At 59.0% G+C, this 16,592-nt stretch carries 14 protein-coding genes and 1 pseudogene; 8 read left to right on the forward strand and 7 right to left on the reverse strand.

The window, feature by feature from the left end; genetic code table 11:
• The first annotated feature begins 101 nt into the window (after positions 1-101).
• The 3 genes from ACYZTS_RS12625 to ACYZTS_RS12635 all read left to right on the forward strand — a co-directional run bounded on the left by ACYZTS_RS12625 (position 102) and on the right by ACYZTS_RS12635 (position 1,952).
• On the forward strand, positions 102-572 hold the full coding sequence (locus tag ACYZTS_RS12625) for a nuclear transport factor 2 family protein (RefSeq protein ID WP_461996224.1): 471 nt from the start codon (positions 102-104) through the stop codon (positions 570-572).
• A 39-nt stretch (positions 573-611) separates the two neighbouring features.
• Positions 612-929 (forward strand): GIY-YIG nuclease family protein, encoded by a 318-nt coding sequence (locus tag ACYZTS_RS12630; RefSeq protein WP_028620857.1) that lies wholly within the window; start codon positions 612-614, stop codon positions 927-929.
• A gap of 87 nt (positions 930-1,016) precedes the next feature.
• Entirely contained in the window at positions 1,017-1,952 is a 936-nt protein-coding gene (locus ACYZTS_RS12635) for a glutathione S-transferase family protein (protein WP_461996226.1), read from the forward strand.
• 147 nt (positions 1,953-2,099) lie between these two features.
• On the opposite strand, the pseudogene ACYZTS_RS12640 reads toward ACYZTS_RS12635, so the two are convergent.
• Together ACYZTS_RS12640 and yejK are read right to left on the reverse strand one after the other, a co-directional pair.
• Positions 2,100-2,449, reverse strand: a pseudogene (locus ACYZTS_RS12640) (glutaredoxin family protein).
• Positions 2,449-3,453 (reverse strand): nucleoid-associated protein YejK, encoded by a 1,005-nt coding sequence (gene yejK, locus ACYZTS_RS12645; RefSeq protein WP_461996227.1) that lies wholly within the window; start codon positions 3,451-3,453, stop codon positions 2,449-2,451. The pseudogene ACYZTS_RS12640 and the gene yejK overlap by 1 nt, the downstream one beginning before the upstream one ends.
• Before the next feature lie 496 nt (positions 3,454-3,949).
• Here yejK and ACYZTS_RS12650 point away from each other — a divergent pair, with 496 nt between their 5' ends.
• Positions 3,950-4,231, forward strand: coding sequence for an HU family DNA-binding protein (locus ACYZTS_RS12650; protein WP_007905514.1), 282 nt, complete (start codon positions 3,950-3,952; stop codon positions 4,229-4,231).
• Positions 4,232-4,437: 206 nt separating this feature from the next.
• On the opposite strand, the gene rlmF is transcribed toward ACYZTS_RS12650, so the two are convergent.
• The 5 genes from rlmF to ACYZTS_RS12675 all read right to left on the reverse strand — a co-directional run bounded on the left by rlmF (position 4,438) and on the right by ACYZTS_RS12675 (position 11,220).
• Positions 4,438-5,460 (reverse strand): 23S rRNA (adenine(1618)-N(6))-methyltransferase RlmF, encoded by a 1,023-nt coding sequence (gene rlmF / locus ACYZTS_RS12655; protein WP_461996229.1) that lies wholly within the window; start codon positions 5,458-5,460, stop codon positions 4,438-4,440.
• Positions 5,461-5,691: 231 nt separating this feature from the next.
• The gene (locus tag ACYZTS_RS12660) at positions 5,692-8,538 is read right to left on the reverse strand and encodes a valine--tRNA ligase (protein WP_461996231.1); all 2,847 of its coding nucleotides are present in this window, start codon (positions 8,536-8,538) and stop codon (positions 5,692-5,694) included.
• 304 nt (positions 8,539-8,842) lie between these two features.
• Entirely contained in the window at positions 8,843-9,232 is a 390-nt protein-coding gene (locus tag ACYZTS_RS12665) for a hypothetical protein (RefSeq protein ID WP_028624224.1), read from the reverse strand.
• A gap of 8 nt (positions 9,233-9,240) precedes the next feature.
• Positions 9,241-9,669 (reverse strand): DNA polymerase III subunit chi, encoded by a 429-nt coding sequence (locus ACYZTS_RS12670; RefSeq protein ID WP_028624225.1) that lies wholly within the window; start codon positions 9,667-9,669, stop codon positions 9,241-9,243.
• Positions 9,670-9,729: 60 nt separating this feature from the next.
• Positions 9,730-11,220 carry a leucyl aminopeptidase gene (locus ACYZTS_RS12675; protein WP_461996233.1) on the reverse strand — a complete coding sequence of 497 codons (1,491 nt, stop codon included), beginning with the start codon at positions 11,218-11,220 and terminating at the stop codon, positions 9,730-9,732.
• Positions 11,221-11,515: 295 nt separating this feature from the next.
• Between ACYZTS_RS12675 and lptF the strand changes: the two genes are divergently transcribed.
• The 4 genes from lptF to lepB all read left to right on the forward strand — a co-directional run bounded on the left by lptF (position 11,516) and on the right by lepB (position 16,520).
• The gene (gene lptF / locus ACYZTS_RS12680) at positions 11,516-12,634 is read left to right on the forward strand and encodes an LPS export ABC transporter permease LptF (RefSeq protein WP_028624227.1); all 1,119 of its coding nucleotides are present in this window, start codon (positions 11,516-11,518) and stop codon (positions 12,632-12,634) included.
• Positions 12,627-13,688, forward strand: a complete 1,062-nt coding sequence (lptG, locus tag ACYZTS_RS12685; RefSeq protein ID WP_028624228.1) for an LPS export ABC transporter permease LptG — start codon at positions 12,627-12,629, stop codon at positions 13,686-13,688. The genes lptF and lptG overlap by 8 nt, the downstream gene beginning before the upstream one ends.
• 172 nt (positions 13,689-13,860) lie before the next feature.
• Positions 13,861-15,660 (forward strand): translation elongation factor 4, encoded by a 1,800-nt coding sequence (gene lepA / locus ACYZTS_RS12690; RefSeq protein WP_028624229.1) that lies wholly within the window; start codon positions 13,861-13,863, stop codon positions 15,658-15,660.
• 5 nt (positions 15,661-15,665) lie between these two features.
• Positions 15,666-16,520, forward strand: coding sequence for a signal peptidase I (gene lepB, locus ACYZTS_RS12695; RefSeq protein WP_461996236.1), 855 nt, complete (start codon positions 15,666-15,668; stop codon positions 16,518-16,520).
• The last annotated feature ends 72 nt before the right edge of the window (positions 16,521-16,592 follow it).

The following is a 16,592-nucleotide window of genomic DNA, read 5'->3' on the forward strand; positions in this document are numbered from 1 at the left end:
CGAAAACCGCTGCGACCGTATTCCTGCGCTGAATAACCGTGGTCTTTAACGGCGCTGCGAATTATTGTGCTGGGCTACTGACCTGCGTGCGAAGTATTCCAATGAGTGATGCCCACAACACGTTAATTACCCGCTTCTACCAGGCTTTCCAACGCCTGGATGCCGAGGCCATGAGCGCCTGCTACACCGACGACGTGGTGTTCAGCGACCCGGCTTTTGGCGAATTGCGCGGGCGTGATGCCTGCGACATGTGGCGCATGTTAACCACCCGGGCCAAAGACTTCTCGCTGACGTTCGATAATGTTCGCAGCGATGAGCGCACGGGCGGCGCCCATTGGGTGGCGACTTATTTGTTCAGCCAGACCGGCAACACCGTGGTCAATGACATACAGGCGCGGTTCGTTTTTCGCGAGGGCAAGATCTGCGAGCACCATGACCATTTCGATCTGTGGGCCTGGTCGCGTCAGGCGCTGGGCCTCAAGGGCTTGCTGCTGGGCTGGACGCCGCTGGTCAGAAACGCTGTTCGTACTCAAGCGTTGAAGGGGCTGAGGGCATTTCAGGCCGGTCGCTGATAAGATCGCCACTTGTCCTGATCAAACCTCAATCGTCACGTGAAAACCCCAACCCAATCGTCCACCCTTGCCGTCGAGCCGCCACCGGTGAGCAAACCCTGGTTTGTGTACCTCGTTCGCGCAGCCAATGGCTCACTGTATTGCGGGATCAGCGATGATCCCGTACGTCGCTTTGCCACGCATCAAAGTGGCAAGGGCGCGCGATTTTTTCTCTCCAGCCCGGCGGTAGCGCTGGTCTACACCGAAGCTTGCTGCGACAGAAGCGAAGCGCTGCGCCAGGAACGTCTGATCAAAAAACTCAAGAAAAGCGCCAAGGAATGCCTTGTGGCGAGCGCCGCTGGCGTCTTATCAATCTGACTGATCAGTTCCCATCAGGCAGATCTGTAGGCTGCTACCGATTTGCGCGCTAAGCTGCGGGTTCCTATTCCAGCGGCGGAGCCGAGCATGTCCGAGTTGATCCTTCATCATTACCCGACGTCCCCGTTCGCCGAAAAGGCCCGACTCCTGCTGGGTTTCAAAGGCTTGTCCTGGCGCTCGGTAAAAATTTCCCCGGTGATGCCAAAACCCGATCTGACAGCGTTGACCGGCGGCTATCGCAAGACGCCGGTGTTGCAGATTGGCGCCGATATTTACTGCGACACGGCGTTGATCGCCCGTCGGCTTGAGCAAGAGAAAGCGTTGCCGGCGTTCTTCCCCGAAGGCCAGGAAATGATCGTCGCGTCTTTCGCGGCGTGGGTCGATTCGGTGGTGTTCCAGCATGCTGTCAGCCTGGTATTCCAGCCGGAATCAGTGGCCGTGCGTTTCGCCAGTTTGCCACCGGAAGCGATCAAGGCGTTTTTGGCGGATCGGGCCGGTCTGTTCAGCGGTGGCAGTGCCACCCGGTTGTCGGCCGAGCAGGCGCGGCATCAGTGGCCGACGATCATGGCGCGTCTGGAGCAGCAGCTTCAGCGCGAGCAGGGTGATTTCCTGTTCGGCGCGCCGTCGGTTGCCGACATCGCACTGGCTCATCCGCTGTGGTTCCTCAAGGCGACGCCGGTGACTGCACCGCTGGTTGATGCTTATCCCGCGGTTTCAGCATGGCTCGCCAGGGTGATGGGTTTCGGCCATGGCGCTTCGAGCGAGATGACAGCCGAGGAGGCGCTGCAAGTGGCGCGCGATGCGACCCCGGCGCCCTTGCCGGATGAGCAGTTCGAAGAGCCGAACGGCTTTGAACCTGGCCAGCAGGTGACGATTGCCGCTACCGATTACGGTGTTGATCCGGTGGCCGGCGAATTGCTGTTTGCAGGGAGTGAAGAATTGATTCTGCGTCGCGAAGACGCGCGCGGCGGTGTGGTGCATGTGCACTTTCCGCGGTTCGGGTTCCGTATCGAGGCTTGCTGATTCACACCTGGTCGAGGCTTGGTAATTCACACTTATTTGTGGCGAGGGGGCTTGCCCCCGTTGGGTTGCGAAGCAGCCCCAGGTTTTGCGACCGCTTCGCGCTCGAACGGGGGCAAGCCCCCTCGCCACATGGGATTGTGTTAGGCGTTATTTCAGTGCCGCAAGGATGGCGTCGGGGTCATACCCGCGAATCAGTGTGCCATTCACATCAACGATCGGAATTCCGCCCCGCCCAAGGCCTCATAGGCCTTGCGCGCTTCGGCATTCTTTTCGATATCGAATTCCTGGTACGGAATACCTTTCTGATCAAGAAAACGCCGGGTCAGTTTGCAGTAGCCACACCATTCAGTGGCGTACAGCACGACATTGGCTTTGGCTTGAGTCTGTTCCGACACCACGTGCGAGGGGTTGAGCACCCGCTCGATCTTGCCCCAATTCTGGTACACCACCACCACCAGCAAAATCAGCAGGAATTTTTTCAGGACCCCGGCCAGCATCAGTTGCGTCGCTTGAGCTGATCGGTCAGCTGCGTTGGCAGGCCCTTGATGATCAGCGTGCCGGCTTCTTCGTCGTATTCGATCTTCGAGCCCAGCAGGTGCGCTTCAAAGCTGATCGACAGGCCTTCGGCGCGACCGGTGAAGCGGCGGAACTGGTTAAGGGTGCGCTTGTCCGCCGGAATCTCCGGGGACAGGCCGTAATCCTTGTTGCGAATGTGGTCGTAAAAGGCCTTCGGACGTTCTTCGTCGATCAGCTCCGACAACTCCTCCAGACCCATGGGTTCGCCCATCTTTGCCTGACTGCTGGCGTAATCGACCAAGGTCTTGGTTTTCTCGCGGGCGGATTCCTCCGGCAGGTCTTCGCTTTCGACGAAGTCACTGAAAGCCTTGAGCAACGTACGGGTTTCGCCGGGTCCGTCGACGCCTTCCTGGCAGCCAATGAAATCGCGGAAATACTCCGAAACCTTTTTGCCGTTCTTGCCTTTGATAAACGAAATGTATTGCTTGGACTGCTTGTTGTTCTGCCACTCCGAGACGTTAATCCGTGCAGCGAGGTGCAACTGGCCCAGGTCAAGATGGCGCGATGGCGTGACATCGAGCTGATCGGTCACTGCAACGCCTTCGCTGTGGTGCAGCAGGGCGATCGCCAGGTAATCGGTCATGCCCTGCTGGTAATGGGCGAAGAGCACGTGGCCGCCCACTGACAGGTTCGACTCTTCCATCAACTTCTGCAGGTGTTCCACCGCCACACGGCTGAAGGCGGTGAAATCCTTGCCGCCGTCGAAATACTCCTTCAGCCAGCCGCTGAACGGATGCGCACCGGACTCGGCATGGAAGAAACCCCAGGCCTTGCCTTGTTTCGCGTTGTAGCTTTCGTTGAGGTCGGCGAGCATGTTTTCGATGGCGCTCGACTCGGCCAGTTCGGAGTCGCGGGCATGAAGAACTGCAGGTGTGCCGTCGGGTTTTTTGTCGATCAGGTGGACGATGCAATGACGGATCGGCATGGGCTTCTCGGCTGATTGAAGAGAGGAGGGCGTGCTCCCCGAAAAAGCGCGCAGTGTACCGCAATCTTTGGGCATGACAGGCCAACGGATTGGCGCGCTCAAGGTAGGAGCTGCCGAAGGCTGCGATCTTTTGATGTTATAACCAGATCAACAGATCGCACCCTTCTGCAGCTCCTACAGGGCGCGCTTGGTCCAATTCCGGCTCGTGCGGCACTGCTTATGCAGTTTTTTCCCGGTTTAGAGCAATAAAGCTGACCAAATGGGTAGCTAGAGGCGGATATTTCCCCGTCTCTGTGCTAGTTTTGCCCGGTCTTACGCGAAGTCACTGCGTTAAGCGTGCATTCAGCATTTGTCAGGTCGAACCAAACCCTGATTTCGGCATCTATAACCCCGATCCCGTGGTTATTGGCCGAGGGTGCCAGATCCAGAAGATCCGGCTCGATGGCTGACACTGCACTCTGCAATCCATATGAATTTGATAGGGAAGGAACACTACATGGCTCTTACTAAAGACCAACTGATCGCCGACATCGCTGAAGCTATCGACGCGCCAAAAACCACCGCGCGTAACGCTCTGGACCAACTGGGCCAAATCGTTGCTGATCAGCTGGAAAACGGCGGCGAAATCACTCTGCCAGGTATCGGCAAACTGAAAGTGACTGAGCGTCCTGCCCGTACTGGCCGTAACCCTTCGACTGGCGCTGCCATCGAAATCGCTGCCAAAAAAGTTATCAAGCTGGTTGTGGCCAAAGGCCTGACCGACGCTGTTAACAAGTAAGACGCATTAGAAAAAACCGTGCACCGGAGTGATCCGGGCACGGTTTTTTTGTGTCTCGGGTTTAGAACTAACCCGCCGACACCACGAATCCCCTGTAGGAGCGAGCCTGCTCGCGATAGCGTCGCATCAGTCGACATCATCGATAACTGACACGCAACCATCGCGAGCAGGCTCACTCCTACAGTTGGTCTGCTGCGGTCAATTACTCAGCTCTTGCGGGCCCAACGCTCGCGCCAGACCTGCTGCTCGGATTTGGTCTGGAACGTCCACGCCACAAACCGACTCTTCTTCTGCCCCTGAGACATTTCCACGACCTGGCTTTCCAGCACGCCGGCCTTTTTCAGGGCCGTCTCGATCGTCGGCAGATTCGAGGCTTTCGACACGAGTGTGCTGAACCACAACACCTTGTGCTGGAAGTGCGCGCTCTCGGCAATCAGTTGCGTAACGAAGCGTGCTTCGCCACCCTCACACCACAACTCGGCGGACTGCCCGCCGAAGTTCAGCACTGGCAGTTTGCGCTTGGGATCGGCGCGGCCCAGGGCGCGCCATTTGCGCTCGCTGCCTTTGGTCGCCTCGTCCATCGACGCGTGGAACGGCGGGTTGCACATGGTCAGGTCAAAGCGCTCGCCCGGTTCCAGCAGGCCCAGCAGAATGTGCTTGGGATTGCTTTGCAGGCGCAGCTGGATGGCTTTATTCAGCCCGTTCGATTGCACGATGGCTTTTGCTGCGGCTACGGCAGTCGGGTCGATTTCCGAGCCGAGGAACTGCCAGCGGTAATCGCTATAGCCGATCAACGGATAGACGCAGTTGGCGCCCATGCCGATGTCGAGCACCTTGACCGGTGCACCGCGCGGGATCTCGCCATCGTTGACGCTGGCCAGCAGGTCTGCCAGGAAGTGCACGTAATCAGCACGGCCCGGCACCGGTGGGCAGAGGTAGTCCGCCGGAATGTCCCAATGGGCAATGCCGTAAAACGACTTCAGCAGCGCCCGGTTGAACACGCGCACGGCGTCCGGGCTGGCGAAGTCGATGCTTTCCTTGCCGTACGGGTTGATGATCACGAACTTCGCCAGTTCCGGCGTGGTTTTGATCAACGCCGGGAAGTCGTAACGACCCTGATGGCGATTGCGCGGGTGCAGGCTGGCCTTTTCCCGGGGCTCGGCGGCATTGGCCGGGGTCGCGGAGTCGGGCTTCTTGCGCGCAGGGCGGGGAGTGCGAGGGGCGTTCATGGGCGTGGTCGATTCGGGTATGGCTGAAAGTGGCGGGTATTGTCCCACATTCAAGCATTTTGAACCCAATACCTGTGGGAGCGGGCTTGCTCGCGAATGCGATTTAACATTCAACATTGGTAATGACTGACACATCGCCTTCGAGCAAACCCGCTCCCACAGGGGCATTGCGGCGATTGGACAAAAAAAGGGAGGCCATTTAGGGCCTCCCTTTTTCATTGCGATTTGCCGTTACAAACTGGCAATCCGCGCATGTTGCTCCGCCAGCTTGCCCAAAGCCTGTTCGGCTTCGGCCAGTTTGGCGCGTTCTTTTTCGATGACTTCAGCCGGGGCCTTGTCGACGAAACCTGCGTTGGACAGCTTGCCGCCCACGCGCTGAACTTCACCTTGCAGACGTAGCATTTCCTTATCCAGGCGCGCCAGTTCGGCGTCCTTGTCTATCAGACCGGCCATCGGCACCAGCACTTCCATCTCGCCAACCAGGGCGGTGGCGGACAGCGGTGCTTCTTCGCCAGCCTTCAGCACGGTGATCGATTCCAGACGTGCAAGCTTCTTCAGCAGCGCCTCGTTCTCGGTCAAGCGACGCTGATCTTCAGCGCTGACGTTTTTCAGATAGATCGGCAGCGGCTTGCCCGGACCGATGTTCATTTCGCCACGAATGTTGCGTGTGCCGAGCATCAGTTCCTTCAGCCATTCGATGTCGCTCTCGGCGGCCGGATCGATGCGCTCTTCATTGGCCACAGGCCAAGGTTGCAGCATGATCGTCTTGCCTTGAATACCGGCGAGCGGCGCGATGCGCTGCCAGATTTCTTCGGTGATGAACGGCATGAACGGATGCGCCAGACGCAGCGCGACTTCCAGCACGCGAACCAGCGTGCGACGCGTGCCGCGCTGACGTTCAACCGGCGCATTCTCGTCCCACAGCACAGGTTTGGAGAGTTCCAGGTACCAGTCGCAATACTGGTTCCAGATGAACTCGTACAAGGCTTGCGCCGCCAGGTCGAAACGGAATTGATCCAGTTGACGGGTCACTTCGGCTTCGGTGCGTTGCAGCTGGGAAATGATCCAGCGATCCGCCAGCGACAGCTCGTAGGTTTCGCCGTTCTGCCCGCAGTCTTCGCCCTTGTCCAGAACATAACGCGCGGCGTTCCAGATCTTGTTGCAGAAGTTGCGATAGCCTTCGACGCGGCCCATGTCGAACTTGATGTCGCGACCGGTGGACGCCAGCGAGCAGAACGTGAAGCGCAGGGCGTCGGTGCCATAGCTGGCGATGCCATCGGCGAACTCGTCGCGGGTCTGCTTCTCGATCTTCTTCGCCAGTTTCGGCTGCATCAGGCCCGAAGTACGCTTCTGTACCAGCGCTTCCAGCTCGATACCGTCGATGATGTCCAGCGGGTCCAGGACGTTGCCCTTGGACTTGGACATCTTCTGACCTTGCCCGTCCCTTACCAGACCGTGCACATAAACAGTCTTGAACGGTACCTGAGGCGTGCCGTCTTCGTTTTTCATCAAGTGCATGGTCATCATGATCATCCGGGCAACCCAGAAGAAGATGATGTCGAAACCGGTGACCAGCACGTCGGTGGAGTGGAATTTCTTCAGGAATTCGGTCTGCTCAGGCCAGCCCAGCGTGGAGAATGTCCACAGTCCGGAACTGAACCAGGTGTCGAGAACGTCGTTGTCCTGTTGCAGCGCAACGTCCGGGCCGAGGTTGTGCTTGGCACGTACTTCGGCTTCGTCGCGGCCGACATAGACCTTGCCGGATTCGTCGTACCAGGCCGGAATCCGGTGGCCCCACCACAGCTGACGGCTGATGCACCAATCCTGGATGTCGCGCATCCACGAGAAGTACATGTTTTCGTATTGCTTGGGCACAAATTGAATGCGGCCGTCTTCAACTGCGGCAATCGCAGGCTCGGCCAATGGTTTGGTCGAGACATACCATTGATCGGTCAGCCACGGCTCGATGACGGTGCCGGAGCGGTCGCCTTTAGGCACTTTCAGGTTGTGATCATCGATGCTGACCAGCAGGCCGGCGGCATCGAACGCGGCCACGATCTGCTTGCGCGCTTCGAAACGGTCGAGGCCGGCGTATTCGGCCGGGATTTTGCCGTCGATGCTTTCGTTCAGCGTGCCGTCAAGGTTGAACACCTGGCAGGCCGACAACACCGCAGCGTTCTTGTCGAAGATGTTCAGCAGCGGCAAATTGTGGCGCTTGCCGACTTCATAGTCGTTGAAATCGTGTGCCGGCGTGATCTTCACGCAACCGGTGCCGAATTCGGGATCGCAGTAATCGTCGGCGATGATCGGGATGCGGCGGGCCACCAGAGGCAGCTCGACAAACTGGCCGATCAGGGCTTTGTAGCGTTCATCGTTCGGATTTACGGCCACGGCGGCGTCGCCGAGCATGGTTTCCGGTCGAGTGGTCGCGACGATCAGGTAATCCTTACCTTCAGCGGTTTTCACGCCGTCAGCCAGCGGGTATTTCAGGTTCCACAGGAAACCTTTCTCGTCGTGGTTTTCCACTTCGAGGTCGGAAATCGCCGTGTGCAACTTGGTGTCCCAGTTGACCAGGCGCTTGCCGCGATAGATCAGGCCGTCTTCGTGCAGACGCACGAAGGCTTCCTTGACCGCTTCCGAGAGACCGTCGTCCATGGTGAAGCGCTCGCGGCTCCAGTCAACGGACGAGCCGAGGCGGCGGATCTGACGGCTGATGTTGCCGCCGGACTGATCCTTCCACTCCCAGACTTTCTCGAGGAATTTTTCGCGGCCCAGGTCGTGGCGATTCTGGCCCTGGGCTTCGAGCTGACGTTCCACCAGCATTTGCGTGGCGATACCAGCGTGGTCGGTGCCCGGCTGCCACAGGGTGTTGCGACCCTGCATGCGGCGGAAACGGATCAGTGCGTCCATGATCGCGTTATTGAAGCCGTGACCCATGTGCAGGCTGCCGGTGACGTTCGGCGGCGGGATCATGATGGTGTAGGACTCGCCCGCGCCTTGCGGGGCGAAGTAATTCTCGGACTCCCAGGTGTTGTACCAGGAAGTTTCAATGGCGTGCGGCTGGTAGGTCTTGTCCATGCGCGGCGGGACCCTATTGGCAGTAATTCAGGAAAAGCCGACGAGTATAGCGGGGCATGGTGGATAGGGCGAGCGGGTGGGGATGGGGTGCGAAGCGAATTGTGAAATTGGTTTTTGTGGCGAGGGGGTTTATCTGTGGGAAGGGCATTTATCTGTGGCGAGGGGGCTTGTCGGAATGCCGCACCACCTCGTTGGGCTGCGAAGCAGCCCCAGCTTTCCATCCTGAGGCGCTGCCAGGTTGGCGACTGCTGCGCAGCCGATCGGGGTGGTGCGGCATTCCGACAAGCCCCCTCACCACTGAGATTCAGTCGTTGTACTGGCTGAGTAAGCGTTCCAGTCGCGCACTGAGGCGGCGTTTGATTTCGGTTTCGATGTGTGGCGCAAAATCGTCGATCACGTCTTGCATGATCAATTGCGCGGCGGCTCGAAGTTCGCTGTCCAGGTGCAGCAGGTCGTCGGGATTCTTGCTCGCGGCCTTCGCCGGCTGGGCAGCAGTGGCGGGTGCGGATGGTTCGACGGTTGGCTGGGAGGCACTGACCGAATCGAACAACATCGGAATCTGTTCCTGGTCGTCGTCCTCGACCGTGTCGGTCAGCAGCGGCGGTTGCAGGTTGTCATCGCCGAGCAATTGACGGATCGACTCAAGGTCGTCCAGCAGGTGCGTGGGCTTTTGCAGCGGTTTTGGAGTGTCCATCAGAATGCTCAGAGTCGCTGTAAACGGTGATCTTGCAGAGAATAGCCTTGTTCGCGGTAGAAGCGAAAACTCTCCCGCGCGGCCGTGCGAATCGCCGGGTCTTCGACTACCACTTCCGCCACGCGGGCGAACTGGTTGGCGAAGGCCGGGACTTTCAGGTCAAGGTTGACCAGCAGATCCTGGTGCTGACCGCAGTCATCGCCAAGGCCCAGCACGATCAAACTGTCCGGCTCGCTTTCGGCGGGGCCATGCGGCACGAAGCTTTCACCCTTGAAGGTCCACAGGCGCGCGTCGAGATCGTCACGCTGGGCGGCATCGCTGCAATGCAAGTAGATGCGATGGCCCATGCGCCAGGCTTTTTCGGTGAGTTTGCAGGCGAAATCCAGCCGCGCCGATGGATCGGCGCTGGGCAGGATATAAAAGTCGACTTGGGTCATTGCGGTTCCTGAGCCTCCAGCGGCGCCACCGTCAGGCAACGCCACCAGAGGTCATCGGTTTCAGGCTTTGGCGCGGTCCAGCAGGTATTGGGTCAACAGAGGCACCGGGCGACCGGTTGCGCCTTTGTCCTTGCCGCCGCTGGTCCATGCCGTGCCGGCGATGTCCAGGTGCGCCCAGTTGAGGTTCTTGGTGAAACGCGAAAGGAAGCACGCGGCAGTGATGGTCCCGGCTTTCGGACCACCGATGTTGGCGATGTCGGCGAACGGGCTGTCCAGTTGCTCCTGGTATTCATCGAACAGCGGCAGCTGCCAGGCGCGGTCGTCGGCCACCTGGCCGGCGCTCAGCAGCTGGCCGATCAGCTCGTCGTTGTTGCCCAGCAGGCCGGATGTGTGCGCGCCCAGTGCCACGACACAAGCGCCCGTCAGGGTTGCGATGTCGATCACTGCCTGCGGCTTGAAACGTTCCGAGTAGGTCAGGGCGTCGCACAGCACCAGACGGCCTTCGGCGTCGGTGTTGAGAATCTCCACAGTCTGCCCGCTCATGGTGGTGACGATGTCGCCCGGACGCGAAGCATTGCCGCTCGGCATGTTCTCGGCGCAGGCGAGGATGCAGACCAGGTTGATCGGCAGCTGTAGTTCGAGCACGGCGCGCAGGGTACCGAAGACGCTCGCGGCGCCGCCCATGTCGTACTTCATTTCGTCCATGCCGGCGCCCGGTTTCAGGCTGATGCCACCGGTATCGAACGTGATGCCCTTGCCGACCAGTGCATACGGCTTCTCGGATTTCTTGCCGCCGTTGTACTGCATGACGATCAGGCGCGGTGGCTGGGCGCTGCCTTGGCCGACGGCGTAGAACGAGCCCATGCCGAGGTCCTTGATTTTCTTCTCGTCGAGAACTTCGACTTTCAGGCTCTTGAATTCCTTGCCGAGATTCTTCGCCTGCTCGCCGAGGAACGTCGGATGGCAGATGTTCGGCGGCAGGTTGCCCAGGTCGCGGGTAAATGCCATGCCGTTGGCAATAGCGGTCGCGTGGGCGACGGCGCGCTCGACTTCAGCCTGGGCCGCCTTGATGGTCACCAGGGTGATTTTCTTCAGGGCGCGGGGTTCGGCTTTCTGGCTCTTGAAGCGATCGAACGTGTATTCGCCGTCGACCAGCGTTTCAGCCAGCAAACGGGTCTTGCCGTAGCTGTCGCGACCCTTGAGCACCACTTCATCGAGCGCCAGTACGGCGTCGCTGCCGCCCAGGCCTTTGAGGGTATTGAGGATGCCGGCGATGATTTTACGGAACGGGCGGTCGGACAGTTCTTCGTCTTTGCCGATGCCGACCAGCAGGACGCGCTCTGCTTTGAGGTTCGGCAGGCTGTGCAGCATCAGGCTTTGACCGACTTTGCCGGCCAGGTCGCCACGCTTGAGCACAGCGCTGATCGCACCGCCGCTCAGATCGTCGAGTTGTCTGGCAACGGCGCCGAGTTTGCGGCCTTCGCCGACGGCGACGACCAGGGTGGCAGTCTTCAACGTTTCTGGGCTAACGCTTTTTACAACCAGTTCCATGTCCGGGTCCCTGAATGAATGGTCAATACGCAAGTATCTGAACTTGCTTATAAACAGAAAAGACGCAGGACACGGCCTGCGACAAAGGCCGCAGTTTGAACCTCGCTACCGGCGCCTGACAACCCTCGGTTGGTAGGTTCTTCAAGCCATCGACCGCCTGCTCAACTGTGCGCAGTGACAGGCGCACCCAATCACAGGATAATGCGCCAACTTTTTTCGGCGGCCCTGGCTTGCGGGTCGCCTGATACGTTTGCTTGTTTGGCCGCCTTAGCCTGACAACCCTGGAGTGTCTGGTTTGATCGTCTTCCGTTACCTATCCCGCGAAGTCCTGTTGACCCTGAGCGCCGTCAGTGCCGTGCTGCTGGTCATCATCATGAGCGGACGCTTCATCAAATACCTCGCCCAGGCGGCGGCAGGCCTGCTGGATCCGGGCTCGCTGTTCCTGATCATGGGCTTTCGTCTGCCAGGCTTCCTGCAGTTGATCCTGCCGCTGGGCCTGTTTCTGGGGATCCTGCTGGCGTACGGTCGCTTGTACCTGGAAAGCGAAATGACCGTACTTTCCGCCACGGGCATGAGCCAGCAGCGCCTGTTCGCGATGACTTTGTTTCCAGCTACGCTGGTGGCGTTGGTGGTGGCGTGGCTGAGCCTCAGCCTCGCGCCGCAAGGGGCCAATCAGTTCCAGCTATTGCTGAACAAGCAGGACGCCCTGACCGAGTTCGATACCCTCGAACCGGGTCGTTTCCAGGCCCTGCGCGATGGCACCCGGGTGACGTACACCGAAATGCTGTCCGATGATCGCATCAACCTCGGCGGCGTTTTCATTTCGCAAAAGAACATTTCTTCCGACAAGAAAGACCGCGGGATTTCCGTGCTGGTGGCCGAGAAGGGGCGTCAGGAAATTCGCCCCGACGGCAACCGTTACCTGATTCTCGACAACGGCTATCGCTACGACGGTAATCCGGGTCAGGCTGACTACCGGGCGATCAAGTACCAGGAATATGGCGTTCTATTGCCCAAACCCGACGTCAGTGACGAAGTCACCGATCGTGATGCGATGACCACCCGCTCGCTGTTCGGCAGTGACGACATCCGTTCCCGAACCGAGCTGCAATGGCGTCTTTCGCTGCCGCTGCTGGTGTTCATCGTGACCTTGATGGCGGTGCCGCTGTCGCGGGTCAATCCGCGTCAGGGCCGCTTCCTCAAGTTACTGCCGGCGATTCTTCTTTATATGGCTTACCTGAGCATCCTGATTGCCGCTCGCGGCGCCCTCGAAAAGGGCAAGATCCCACCGGCGCTGGGCCTGTGGTGGGTGCATGCGATCTTCCTGGCCATCGGCCTTGGCTTGCTCTATTGGGAGCCGTTACGCCTGAAAATGGCGAGTCGCCGCAGCGCGCTGGAGGTGACCCGTGGTTAAACTTGACCGCTACATCGGCAGCACCGTTTTTATTGCGATCCTCGCTGTGCTGGGGATCATTCTCGGTCTGGCCACGCTGTTTGCCTTCATCGACGAGATGGGCGACGTCAGCGATACCTACACTCTGCTTGATGTCCTGAGTTACGTCCTGTTGACGGCACCGCGCCGGCTCTACGACATGTTGCCGATGGCAGCGCTGATCGGCTGCCTGATCGGCCTTGGCACCCTGGCCAGTCACAGCGAGCTGACCATCATGCGGGCGGCGGGCGTTTCGATCGGCCGGATTGTCTGGGCCGTGATGAAGCCGATGCTGGTGCTGATGGTCGCGGGTCTGTTGATTGGCGAGTACGTGGCGCCGGCCACTGAAAGCGCCGCTCAGGCCAACCGTTCGCTGGCTCAGGGCAGCGGCGATGCGCAAAGTGCCCGGCACGGCCTGTGGCACCGTCAAGGTGACGAGTTCATTCACGTCAACTCGGTGCAACCCAATGGTGTGCTTTACGGCGTAACCCGCTACCGTTTCGACGATCAACGCCACATGCTTTCGTCGAGCTTCGCCAAGCGCGCGGAGTTCGACAAGGATCACTGGCAACTGAGCGAGGTCGCGACCACGATATTCCACGAGAAAACTACCGAGGTGGTGAACGCACCGGTCGAGCGTTGGGATGTGGCCCTCAGCCCGCAATTGCTCAGCACTGTGGTGATGTCGCCTGATTCATTGTCGATCAGCGGGCTGTGGGGTTACATCCACTATCTGGCGGATCAGGGCCTGGCGAACGGCCGTTACTGGCTGGCGTTTTGGGTCAAGGTGTTGCAACCGCTGGTGACCGCCGCGCTGGTGCTGATGGCGATCTCGTTCATCTTCGGTCCATTGCGTTCGGTAACGCTGGGCCAACGGGTATTCACGGGCGTTCTGGTGGGTTTCACCTTCCGCATCGTCCAGGACCTGCTGGGGCCATCGAGTCTGGTGTTCGGTTTCTCGCCGCTGTTTGCGGTGCTGGTTCCAGCGAGCATTTGCGCCCTGGCAGGGGTCTGGCTGTTGCGACGGGCGGGTTAATCCGGGATATTTTCCGGGCATGCAGGTCTCCAAAAAACGCCCTGGTCTTATGGCCGGGGCGTTTTTGTAAGTGCCGTCTGACCTGTGAACGTGACGCTTGCGCCGAGGATCAGGTACAATTCCCGGCTATTTTTCGGCGGGCTATGCCTGCAGCCTTTTTGAGTGTTGATCCGTGAGTGATTTGAGTCATATCCGCAATTTCTCCATCATCGCCCACATTGACCATGGCAAGTCGACGCTGGCCGATCGGTTCATCCAGATGTGTGGCGGCCTTGCCGAGCGCGAAATGGAAGCTCAGGTCCTCGACTCCATGGACCTGGAACGTGAACGCGGGATCACCATCAAGGCCCACAGCGTTACTCTGTATTACACCGCTCGCGATGGCATCAAATATCAGCTGAACTTCATTGACACCCCGGGCCACGTTGACTTCACCTACGAAGTCAGTCGGTCGCTGGCGGCCTGTGAAGGTGCGTTGCTGGTGGTCGATGCCGGTCAAGGCGTTGAAGCGCAGTCGGTTGCCAACTGCTACACAGCGATCGAGCAGGGCCTGGAAGTCATGCCGGTCCTGAACAAGATCGACCTGCCGCAGGCCGATCCGGACCGCGTCAAGGAAGAAATCGAAAAAATCATCGGCATTGACGCCACGGATGCAGTCGAGTGCAGTGCCAAAACCGGCCTGGGCGTCGACGAAGTGCTTGAGCGTCTGGTTCACACCATTCCCGCGCCGACCGGCAACTACGAAGATCCGCTGCAAGCGTTGATCATCGATTCCTGGTTCGACAACTACCTGGGCGTTGTCTCTCTGGTTCGGGTGCGCCACGGTCGTGTGAAGAAGGGCGACAAGATTCTGGTCAAGTCCACCGGCAAGATCCACCTCGTGGACAGCGTCGGCGTGTTCAACCCGAAACACACCGCCACCACCGACCTCAAAGCCGGTGAAGTGGGCTTCATCATCGCCGGTATCAAGGACATCCACGGTGCACCCGTCGGTGACACCCTGACCTTGAGCTCTACGCCGGATGTTGATGTTCTGCCCGGCTTCAAACGTATCCAGCCGCAGGTCTATGCCGGTCTGTTCCCGGTCAGTTCCGACGACTTCGAGGACTTCCGTGAAGCCCTGCAAAAGCTCACGCTCAACGATTCGTCCCTGCAATACACCCCGGAAAGTTCCGACGCGCTGGGCTTCGGCTTCCGTTGCGGCTTCCTCGGCATGCTGCACATGGAAATCATCCAGGAGCGCCTCGAGCGCGAGTACGACCTGGACCTGATCACCACGGCACCGACGGTAATTTTCGAACTGTTGCTGAAAACCGGTGAAACGATTTACGTCGATAACCCATCGAAGCTTCCAGACCTGTCTTCGATCGAGGACATGCGTGAACCGATCGTGCGGGCCAATATTCTTGTGCCGCAAGAACACCTGGGTAACGTCATTACCCTGTGCATCGAGAAGCGTGGCGTGCAGCACGACATGCTCTTCCTCGGCACTCAGGTCCAGGTGACTTACGATTTGCCGATGAACGAAGTGGTCCTCGACTTCTTCGATCGTCTCAAATCCACCAGCCGTGGCTATGCTTCGCTGGATTACCATTTCGATCGTTATCAGTCGGCTAATCTGGTGAAGCTGGATGTGCTGATCAACGGTGACAAGGTCGACGCCCTGGCGCTGATCGTGCACAAGGATAACGCGCACTACAAAGGTCGCCAGTTGACCGAGAAGATGAAAGAACTGATTCCGCGTCAGATGTTCGACGTTGCGATCCAGGCCGCCATCGGGGGGCAGATCATTGCGCGAACGTCCGTCAAGGCACTCAGAAAGAACGTATTGGCCAAATGCTACGGCGGTGACGTTAGCCGGAAGCGCAAGCTGTTGGAAAAGCAGAAGGCCGGTAAAAAACGCATGAAGCAGGTCGGCAACGTGGAAATTCCACAGGAAGCCTTCCTTGCAGTGCTCAGGTTGGATAGTTAGGTCCTATGTCGCTAAATTTCCCGCTGTTGCTGGTCATCGCTGTTTTCGTCTGCGGCCTGTTGGCATTGCTCGATCTGGTGTTTCTGGCGCCACGTCGGCGTGCCGCCATTGCTTCCTATCAGGGCAGCGTTAGCCAGCCTGATGGCGTGGTGGTCGAGAAACTGAACAAAGAGCCGCTGCTGGTCGAATACGGCAAGTCGTTCTTTCCGGTGCTATTCATCGTGCTGGTGCTGCGTTCATTCCTGGTGGAGCCGTTCCAGATCCCATCGGGCTCGATGAAACCTACCCTGGATGTGGGTGACTTCATTCTGGTGAACAAATTTTCTTACGGGATCCGCTTGCCGGTGCTCGACAAGAAAGTCATCGAGGTCGGTGATCCGCAACGCGGTGACGTGATGGTGTTCCGCTTCCCGAGTGATCCGAGCGTCAACTACATCAAGCGTGTCGTTGGCCTGCCGGGTGACCAGATCCGGTACACCGCCGACAAGCGCCTGTTCGTCAACGGTGAATCGGTTGCCGAACAACTGGTCGGTTCCGAGCCGGGTACGCTGGGCAGCGCTGAACTCTACAAAGAGAAGCTGGGCGCTGCAGAGCATCAAATCCGCAAGGAAATGAGTCGTTACCGCACGCCGCCGGATCGTTCATGGACCGTACCCGCCGGGCACTATTTCATGATGGGCGACAACCGCGACAACTCGAACGACAGTCGCTACTGGGATGATCCGAACATTCCCAAGGATCTGCTGGGCATGGTTCCCGACAAGAATATCGTCGGCAAGGCCTTCGCAGTCTGGATGAGCTGGCCGGAACCCAAACTCAGTCACCTGCCGAATTTTTCGCGGGTTGGCCTGATCAAGTAATCACAACGGCGCTGTTGAACACAGCGCCGAATGCATTTCTGGAGCCGCCACAATCGGCCCCCGACGCATGAA

The sequence above is a fragment of the Pseudomonas sp. TMB3-21 genome (genome assembly GCF_054898145.1).